The organism is Aeromonas enteropelogenes (assembly GCF_020097295.1).
Classification (GTDB): Bacteria; Pseudomonadota; Gammaproteobacteria; order Enterobacterales; family Aeromonadaceae; genus Aeromonas; species Aeromonas enteropelogenes.
Map to the genome: position 1 here is coordinate 1,343,659 of NZ_CP083625.1, position 8,842 is coordinate 1,352,500.

Consider the following 8,842-nt stretch of genomic DNA (forward strand, 5'->3'; position numbering starts at 1 on the left):
GATGGGGCATCACCATACGCCTCGAACGGGAGCATGAAAAGAGGAAGGGAGCCTCAGCTCCCCTCCTCGGTCTGTTCCTGCTGTTCTTCATCCTCTTTCTTCACATAGAAACGGGCGAAGAAGAGGCCCAGTTCCCACAGCGCCCACATGGGGATCGCCAGCAGGGTCTGGGAGAACACATCGGGCGGTGTCAGCAGCATGCCGACCACGAACACCCCGACAACGACGTAGGGGCGCTTCTCCTTCAGGCTCTTGGGCGTGGTTACGCCGGTCCAGCACAGCAGTATGGTGGCCACCGGAATTTCGAACGCCACCCCGAACGCGAAGAACAGGGTCAGTACGAAGTCCAGATAGCTGGCAATGTCGGTCGCCACCGTCACCCCGGTAGGGGCGGTACTGGTGAAGAAACCGAACACCAGCGGGAACACCACGTAGTAGGCAAACGCCATCCCCGCATAGAACAACACGGCACTGGAGGCAACCAGCGGCATGATGAGTCGCCGCTCGTGCTGGTACAGACCGGGGGCGATGAAGGCCCATGCCTGATAGAGCAGATAGGGGATCGCCACAAAGAAGGAGACCACCAGGGTCAGCTTGATCGGCGTGATGAAGGGGGTCGCCACATCCGTCGCTATCATGCTGGTGCCCTCCGGCAACTGGCTGAGCAGCGGCTGGGCGATGAAATCGTAGATGTCGTTGGAGAAGTAGATCAGCGCGACAAACACCAGCAGGATGGCAGCAACGGAACGCAGCAGGCGCGTTCTCAGCTCCACCAGATGGCTGATGAGAGGTTGCTCGGCCTGGGTCATGGCTTCACCTCCTCTTTGTCTTTGCCGGCCTGCTCGCTGGCGGCCGGAGCCTGCTGCTGGCTATCGACCGGCGGCACCGCCGCAGCGGTTGCAGGGGCGGGCTCGACGGAAGCAGCCGGGTCAGCCTGGGTCGGCCGGATCTCGTTTTCCACCTGATAGGGCCGGTTTACGGACTGGGCCGCCGACTTGAGCTGTTCGATGGACTCTTGCAGCTCTGGGCTCAGATTGCTCATCTGCAGCTTCTCGGCCTTTTTCAGGTCGTTGTGCAGCTCTTGCAACTTGAGCTCCTGCTCCAGCTCGGACTTGACCGAATTGGCGGTCGAACGAATGAGCCGGATCCAGTGGGTGGCGGTACGGATGGCAACCGGCAGCCGCTCGGGCCCCAGCACCAGCAGCGCCACCACGCCGATGACGATCAGCTCCCAAAAACCGATATCGAACATGGCTTAGGCCTGATCTTTATCTTTCTGCTTGGCGGGCTCGCTGCTCTGGGCAGCCGTTTCGTTCAGCTGTTTCGGGGGAAAATCGGCATCTTTCTGCTCGGGTTTGGCGTCGGCCGGCTCATCGGACAGCGCCTTCTTGAAGCCCTTGACCGCCGCACCCAGATCGCCACCAATCCCGCGCAGTTTCTTGGTACCGAACAGCAGCACGACGATGACAGCGATGATCAACAATTGCCAAATACTGATACCACCCATGATATTTCTCCAGAGTTGGCGCCATTCGGCGCACTTTTTGTTTAATGGGAGCGGGCGCGCAGCCAGCCGAGCAACCAGCATAACCCGGCGCCGGCGAGACTGATTTGTCCCCACTCAATATGTTGTTTTTGGGTCAGCAAGAATACACCCGCCAATAGCAGGCTGGCTCCCACCCCTAAGAGGTAGCGAGCCTGCCCCTGCCGCCGGCTGTGACGACGGAACTCGGCAAACATCTGGTCGAAGTGCAGCTGCTGATGGCGAGTCTGGCGCAGGGTCTCGTAGACCAGCTCCGGCAACTCGGGCAGCTTCTCGGCCCAGAAGGGCGCCTTCTCGCGAATCGCATTCAATACCGCCTTCGGCCCCACCTGCTGGTGCATCCAGTTTTCCAGATAGGGTTTGGCGGTCTGCCACAGATCCAGCTGGGGATAGAGCTGACGACCCAACCCTTCCACATAGAGCAGGGTCTTCTGCAGCAGCACCAGCTGTGGCTGCACCGTCATGTGGAAACGGCGCGCCGTGTTGAACAGGTTGAGCAGCACATGGCCGAACGAGATCTCGGACAGCGGCTTCTCGAAGATGGGCTCCAGCACGGTGCGGATGGCGAATTCGAACTCGTCCACCTTGGTGTCAGCCGGTACCCAGCCGGACTCCACGTGCAGTTCGGCCACCCGGCGATAGTCGCGGTTGAAGAAGGCGAGGAAGTTCTCTGCCAGATAGCGCTTGTCTTCCCGGTTGAGGGTTCCGACGATGCCGCAGTCGATACCGATCCAGAGCGGATTCTCCGGGTGATCAAAGGAGACGAAGATGTTGCCCGGGTGCATGTCGGCGTGGAAGAAGCTGTCGCGGAACACCTGGGTGAAGAAGACCTCCACCCCGCGTTCGGCCAGCAGCTTCATGTTGGTGCCGTTGGCCTCCAGCGCCGCGATGTCGGACACCGCGATGCCGTAGATGCGCTCCATCACCAATACCTGCTCGCGGCAGTGATCGGTGAACACCTCGGGCACATAGAGCGCCTCGGAGCCGGTGAAGTTGCGGCGCAGCTGGATGGCGTTGGCCGCCTCGCGCATCAGGTTGAGCTCGTCGAGTATGGTCTTGCGATACTCCTCCACCACCTCGATGGGGCGCAGCCGTGCACTCTGGGGCACGAAACGGGCCACCAGACGGGCCAGCGCCTGCATCAGGCGCAGGTCGGCCTCGATGACATGTTCGATGTCGGGGCGGATCACCTTGATGACGATCTCGCGGCCATTCTCCTTCAGCCGTGCGGTATGCACCTGGGCGATGGAGGCGGACGCCAGCGGCGTCTCGTCGAAGTCGTCGAACAGGGTCTCGATGGCGCAGCCCAGGCTGCGCTCGATCTGCTGACGGGCGGCCTGACCACAGAAGGGGGGCACCCTGTCCTGCAGCAGCGCCAGCTCTTCGGCGATATCCGGCGGCAACAGATCGCGCCGGGTCGAGAGCATCTGGCCGAACTTGATGAAGATGGGACCGAGCGCCTCGAAGGCAAGCCGGATGCGGGCACCACGGCTGAGATCGGGTTGTTTGTTCTTCAGCCAGAACAGGCTGCGCCGGGCCAGACGACCTGGCCAAGGTTGATAGCGGGCGGGCACCAGTTCGTCGATGCCCTGCTCCAGCAGTATGGTGACGATGCGATAGAGGCGTTTGAACTCCTTCGGGGTCATCAGGTCACCTGCTGCTCGAAACGGGCCAGGCGCAGTTCAACGGCCTTGAGTTGCTGGGCCAGCACCTCGACATCGTCGTTGAAGCTCGCCACTTCCAGCGGACCCGGCGCGAGGCGGATCTCTTCGGTCAGGTACTCTGCCAGCTGACGCTGGGAGCGGCACAGCTCACGACCCACCAGGCTCCTGGCCTGACGAGCACCCCGCAGCAGAGTGTGAGCCATCACGTCACCGGTATAGCGGGAGAGTTCCTCTTCCCAGTCGATGTCGAGCTCCCCCAGCAGCACGCTGAACGCCTGAACCAGTTGGGGATCGCCGCTCAGATCCAGCTTCTCCTCGCGGATGTAGCGGGTCAGGGCGGACGGATCTTTCAGCAGGCCGAGCGCCGTCAGCGACAGGCTGAGGACCGCATCGGCCTCCCCCTCGTAGCGGGCCAGCACGTCCAGCCGACGATCGGAGAAGACAAACCAGAGCGGCTTGAGTTCACGCAGCTCCAGCTTGAGCACCTTGCCGGTCAGCTTGCGCAGCCGCTCCGGGCTCTGTTTGTCCAGTTCCAGCAGCCGGTTGAGGCTGGTTTCGATCACCGCGGTGACCATGGCATCCATCGGCATAGGCAACCTTAAAACTTGTAACCGCGGTGCAGGGCAACAACGCCCTGAGTCAGGTTGTAGAACTCGACCTGCTCGAAGCCGGCCTCTTCCATCATGCCGGCCAGAGTCTGCTGGTCCGGGTGCATGCGGATGGACTCCGCCAGATACTTGTAGCTTTCGCTGTCGTTCGCGACGATTTCGCCCATTTTCGGCAGCAATTTGAAGGAGTAGAGATCGTACATCTTGGCGATCACCTCGCTGACCGGCTTGGAGAACTCCAATACAAGCAGGCGTCCGCCCGGCTTCAGTACCCGGAACATGGAGGCCAGCGCCTTGTCCTTGTTGGTCACGTTGCGCAGGCCGAAACCTATGGTGATGACGTCGAAGTGATTGTCCGGGAAGGGCAGCGCCTCGGCGTTGGCCTGAACGTAGGAGACGTTGTTTGCCACTCCCAGGTTGCGCAGCTTGTCGCGGCCCACCTTGAGCATGGAATCGTTGATATCCGCCAGCACCACCTGGCCAGTCTCGCCGACGATGCGGGAGAACTTGGCGGTCAAATCGCCGGTGCCCCCGGCCAGATCCAGCACCTTCTGGCCCTTGCGAACCCCGGAGCAGTCAATGGTGAAGCGCTTCCACAGGCGGTGGATGCCGAACGACATCAGATCGTTCATCAGATCATACTTGGCCGCCACCGAATGGAAGACGCCTGCCACCAGAGTTTCTTTCTCGGTTGCAGCCACGGTTTTAAAGCCAAAATGCGTTGTCGTTGCTTGTTCTGACATCCTCTAAACACCCATAGAGCAAAGAATGGTCGCCAGTTTACCAGAGCCAATGGCGTGCGGACACCTTAAACCCGGCTCGCCACCAACTGCATGCCCAGCACCACCATGACCAGACAGAAGCTCAGGTTGAGCACTATGTTGAGCAGTGCCTTGAGATAGGCGCCATGCTGAGCCAGCACCACGGTATCGAGTGCGAAGGAGGAGAAGGTCGTCAGGGCTCCCAGGATCCCCACCATCAATAGCGGTTTCATCGGGTGCTCGACGACATGACTATGGCTGATGAGGGCATAGGCCACCCCCATGATGAAGGAGCCGATCACGTTGACCAGCAGGGTGCCGTAGGGAAAATGGCGCCCCAGCAACAGGGCCATCAATTCGGCAATCCCAAAACGAAGGGAGGCACCGATGGCCCCCCCCGCAGCAACATATAACCAGGTTTGCATGGCGTTACTCCTTCAGGCTCAGGCCGACATTATGCGCAATGCCGGCCATTGTGCCCAGAGGGGGAACTAATCGCCCAACTGGTTGATTGAAAACTTATCGCCGAAAATCAATCTGTTCCGGCTGACCGAGCAGGATTTCCGTCTGCGCTGGCCGGGTCTGGGCGATCACCTTGCCGTGGCGAACGGAGTAACGCACCGGCACCTGGCGGCGCACCGCCTCGAAGCCGTTTTCTGCGGGCAGGATCAGCAGGTTGGCTGGCTTGCCCACCTCGATGCCGTAGCGATCCTGCACATTCAGGGTACGGGCGCTGTGGCTGCCAATCAGCTTCAGCCCCTCGTTGATCTGCTCATAACCCATGATCTGGCAGACATGCAGCCCCATGTGCAGCACCTGCAACATGTTGGCCGTGCCCATGGGGTACCAGGGATCGAACACATCATCGTGGCCGAAGCAGACATTGATGTTCGCCTCCAGCATCTCCTTCACCCGGGTGATGCCACGGCGCTTGGGATAGGTATCAAACCGCCCCTGCAGGTGAATGTTCACCAAGGGGTTGGCGACGAAGTTGATACCCGCCATCTTGAGCAGCCGGAACAGGCGGGAAGCATAGGCGCCATTGTAGGAGTGCATCGCCGTGGTATGGCTGGCAGTCACTCGATGGCCAATGCCGCGCTCGTAGGCCAGGGTCGCCAGGGTCTCGATGAAGCGGGACTGTTCGTCGTCGATCTCGTCACAGTGCACATCCACCAGAACCTGATACTTCTCGGCCAGATCGAAGATGTAATGCAGACTTTCGACGCCATATTCCCGGGTAAACTCGAAATGGGGAATGGCACCGATCACGTCAGCCCCGAGCTTGAGCGCCTCCTCCAGCAAGGCCTTGCCATTGGGGTAGGAGAGGATCCCCTCCTGGGGGAAGGCAACGATCTGCAGCTCGACCCACTCCTTCATCTCTTCCTTCACCTCCAACATCGCCTTCAGAGCGACCAGGTTGGGATCGGAGACATCGACATGGGTACGGACAAACTGGATGCCATTGGCGATCTGCCACTTCAGCGTCTGGATCGCGCGTTGTTTGACATCCTCATGGGTCAGCAGCGCCTTGCGCTCGGCCCAGCGCTCGATCCCCTCGAACAGGGTGCCGGAGAGGTTCCAGCTCGGCTCACCGGCGGTCTGGGTGGTGTCGAGGTGGATGTGAGGCTCGATGAAAGGGGCGATCACCAGACCGCCCTCCCCGTCCAGCACATGGCCAACTACCGCATGTTCATCATGGGGTTCAATGGCGGTGATGACACCATCCTGGCAACGGATCTGCCAAAAACCTTCCCGATCGACGAGGCGAATATGTTGAATCAGCATTTGTCTGCTTCCTGTAGCAGGATCGGTCGCGGCGTGAGCCGAACCAGAATGAAATAGGTGAAGGCGGCGCCCAGCACCGCGTTGAGGGGCACTATGCCCGGCAGCCACTTGCCGACGGCTACTCCGACGGCGGTGGCAACCAATGCCTGCCAGCGAATGACTTCGAATTGCTGGTCGGCAAATTGACGATAACGTTCACGATTGAGCAGGAAATCCATGATGATGATGCCACCGATGGGCGGGATCGCCGTACTCAGAAAAGCCAGCCAACCGACGAAGTTGTTGTACAGCCAGAGCGCACAGGCAGTACCGACCAGGCCATTGATCACGCTGAGCGGCTTGCTCTTGAGACCCGTGATGTTGGCAAAACCGAGGCCGGAAGCATAGAGGGCATTGTCGTTGGTGGTCCAGATATTGAGACCAAGCACCAGGATGGCGGGGATCAGCAGCCCCTGCATCAACATCACTTCAGAGATATCGGCTTGACCGGTCACAGCCGCGCCGGCAGCCCCAAAGACGAACATCAATGTGTTGCCCAAAAAAAACGCCACCATGGTAATCATGACGGCGCCCCAGGGTTTGCGACCAAAGCGGACAAAATCAGCGGTCAGGGTTCCTGCACTGATAAAGGAACCGACCACCATGGTCAGCGCCGTGGTGAACTCGATGGGATTGGATGGCTGAACTTGCTGCAGGGCTTCCATACCACCGGCGGAAGTGACAGCCAGCCAGACGGAGTAACCACCGAGCAACGCGATGGCCGGTACGGCGACAAAGCTCAGCACCATCAAGGCAGAAATACCGAAGTAGACGGTGACCGTCATCAAGATGCCCGAGATGGCGATCAACCAGTTCACGTCGATCCCCGTGGCCTTCTGTACCGGTAGGGCAAACATCGCCACCCCGACACCAAACCAACCGACCTGGGTACCGCCCAACAGCAGCGAAGGCAGCCAGGAGCCTTTGACGCCGAAGGAGTAACGCGCCAACAGATGAGTAGAAAGGCCGGTCGAGGCACCGATATAGCCCAGACAGGCGGTATAGACCCCCAGCAGCAAATTGCCCAGCAGCACGGCCTTGATGAAGTCGTCAAACACCAGACCGGTACCCAGCGCCCCACCGGTCCACATGCTGGCAGAAAAGAAGGTCAGACCCAGCATCACCAGCATCAGCGACAGCACACCCTTGCGCCCCTTGGCAGGAACGGCTCCCAAACAATATTCATTATCCTGCGCCATGCTTTCTCTCCACGTAATAGGCAAAACGCGGCGGATTCTACATGTAAAACGTTTCCCGTCAATCAACAACGGACAATTATCTGGATGAAACCATCAATAACAGCCAAATAAACAGCAGAAATGAGGATGCCCGAGATCAGGCAGGAGTTGAAGGGTAACAAGATCACAGCAAAATTTAGAACGAAAAAAAGCCTCCCTTTTCAGGGAGGCTTTCTATTTAATGGTGCTGATACCCAGAATCGAACTGGGGACCTCATCCTTACCAAGGATGCGCTCTACCGACTGAGCCATATCAGCACACTAACCGGTAAAGACCACGCTCACCGCGTAATCTAAAATTGGGTGCCTGGCAGTGTCCTACTCTCGCATGGCGAATGCCACACTACCATCGGCGCTACCGCGTTTCACTTCTGAGTTCGGCATGGGATCAGGTGGTTCCACGGCGCTATGGCCGCCAGGCAAAATCTTCAATCCAGAAAGCTGACGTGAATAACGACTTAGCTAGTTTGCTTTGTCATTATCACTGAATTTATAAGTAGTTCATGCACTTGCTACAAGGCCAGAAACACTTCTTGGGTGTTGTATGGTTAAGCCTCACGGGTAATTAGTACGGGTTAGCTCAATGCATCGCTGCACTTACACACCCCGCCTATCAACGTTGTGGTCTCCAACGGCCCTTTAGGACCCTCAAGGGGTCAGGGATGACTCATCTCAGGGCTCGCTTCCCGCTTAGATGCTTTCAGCGGTTATCGATTCCGAACTTAGCTACCGGGCAGTGCCACTGGCGTGACAACCCGAACACCAGAGGTTCGTTCACTCCGGTCCTCTCGTACTAGGAGCAACTCCCTTCAATCATCCAACGCCCACGGCAGATAGGGACCGAACTGTCTCACGACGTTCTGAACCCAGCTCGCGTACCACTTTAAATGGCGAACAGCCATACCCTTGGGACCGACTTCAGCCCCAGGATGTGATGAGCCGACATCGAGGTGCCAAACACCGCCGTCGATATGAACTCTTGGGCGGTATCAGCCTGTTATCCCCGGAGTACCTTTTATCCGTTGAGCGATGGCCCTTCCATTCAGAACCACCGGATCACTATGACCTACTTTCGTACCTGCTCGACCTGTCCGTCTCGCAGTTAAGCTGGCTTATGCCATTGCACTAACCTCCTGATGTCCGACCAGGATTAGCCAACCTTCGTGCTCCTCCGTTACTCTTTGGGAGGAGACCGCCCCAGTCA

General features: G+C 58.9%; 9 protein-coding genes, 1 tRNA gene and 2 rRNA genes (1 of these 12 cut by a window edge). All 12 read right to left on the bottom strand.

Going from position 1 to position 8,842, the window contains the following annotated elements; translation table 11 throughout:
* Positions 1-53 precede the first annotated feature (53 nt).
* Positions 54-809 carry a twin-arginine translocase subunit TatC gene (tatC, locus tag LA321_RS06330; RefSeq protein ID WP_042026836.1) on the bottom strand — a complete coding sequence of 252 codons (756 nt, stop codon included), beginning with the start codon at positions 807-809 and terminating at the stop codon, positions 54-56.
* Positions 806-1,252 carry a Sec-independent protein translocase protein TatB gene (gene tatB, locus LA321_RS06335; RefSeq protein ID WP_042071377.1) on the bottom strand — a complete coding sequence of 149 codons (447 nt, stop codon included), beginning with the start codon at positions 1,250-1,252 and terminating at the stop codon, positions 806-808. The genes tatC and tatB overlap by 4 nt, the downstream gene beginning before the upstream one ends.
* Before the next feature lie 3 nt (positions 1,253-1,255).
* A complete protein-coding gene (gene tatA, locus LA321_RS06340; RefSeq protein ID WP_026456307.1) occupies positions 1,256-1,507 on the bottom strand; it encodes a Sec-independent protein translocase subunit TatA in 252 nt (83 codons plus the stop codon).
* A 41-nt stretch (positions 1,508-1,548) separates the two neighbouring features.
* Complete coding sequence (gene ubiB, locus LA321_RS06345; RefSeq protein ID WP_042071376.1) at positions 1,549-3,189, bottom strand: ubiquinone biosynthesis regulatory protein kinase UbiB; 1,641 nt, start codon at positions 3,187-3,189, stop codon at positions 1,549-1,551.
* Positions 3,189-3,797: a ubiquinone biosynthesis accessory factor UbiJ gene (locus LA321_RS06350; RefSeq protein WP_026456305.1), complete on the bottom strand. Its 609-nt coding sequence runs from the start codon at positions 3,795-3,797 to the stop codon at positions 3,189-3,191. The genes ubiB and LA321_RS06350 overlap by 1 nt, the downstream gene beginning before the upstream one ends.
* An 8-nt stretch (positions 3,798-3,805) precedes the next feature.
* Positions 3,806-4,558 (bottom strand): bifunctional demethylmenaquinone methyltransferase/2-methoxy-6-polyprenyl-1,4-benzoquinol methylase UbiE, encoded by a 753-nt coding sequence (ubiE, locus tag LA321_RS06355; protein ID WP_042026843.1) that lies wholly within the window; start codon positions 4,556-4,558, stop codon positions 3,806-3,808.
* 65 nt (positions 4,559-4,623) lie between these two features.
* Positions 4,624-5,001 carry a fluoride efflux transporter CrcB gene (crcB, locus tag LA321_RS06360; protein WP_042071373.1) on the bottom strand — a complete coding sequence of 126 codons (378 nt, stop codon included), beginning with the start codon at positions 4,999-5,001 and terminating at the stop codon, positions 4,624-4,626.
* A 94-nt stretch (positions 5,002-5,095) separates the two neighbouring features.
* Positions 5,096-6,361 carry a cytosine deaminase gene (locus LA321_RS06365; protein ID WP_042071371.1) on the bottom strand — a complete coding sequence of 422 codons (1,266 nt, stop codon included), beginning with the start codon at positions 6,359-6,361 and terminating at the stop codon, positions 5,096-5,098.
* Positions 6,355-7,599 (bottom strand): cytosine permease, encoded by a 1,245-nt coding sequence (codB, locus tag LA321_RS06370; protein ID WP_042071369.1) that lies wholly within the window; start codon positions 7,597-7,599, stop codon positions 6,355-6,357. The genes LA321_RS06365 and codB overlap by 7 nt, the downstream gene beginning before the upstream one ends.
* Before the next feature lie 221 nt (positions 7,600-7,820).
* Positions 7,821-7,896: transfer RNA gene (locus LA321_RS06375), tRNA-Thr, on the bottom strand.
* Positions 7,897-7,943: 47 nt separating this feature from the next.
* Positions 7,944-8,058, bottom strand: a 5S ribosomal RNA gene (rrf, locus tag LA321_RS06380).
* Positions 8,059-8,182: 124 nt separating this feature from the next.
* Positions 8,183-8,842: ribosomal RNA gene (locus LA321_RS06385) — 23S ribosomal RNA — on the bottom strand (it continues 2,229 nt past the right edge of the window).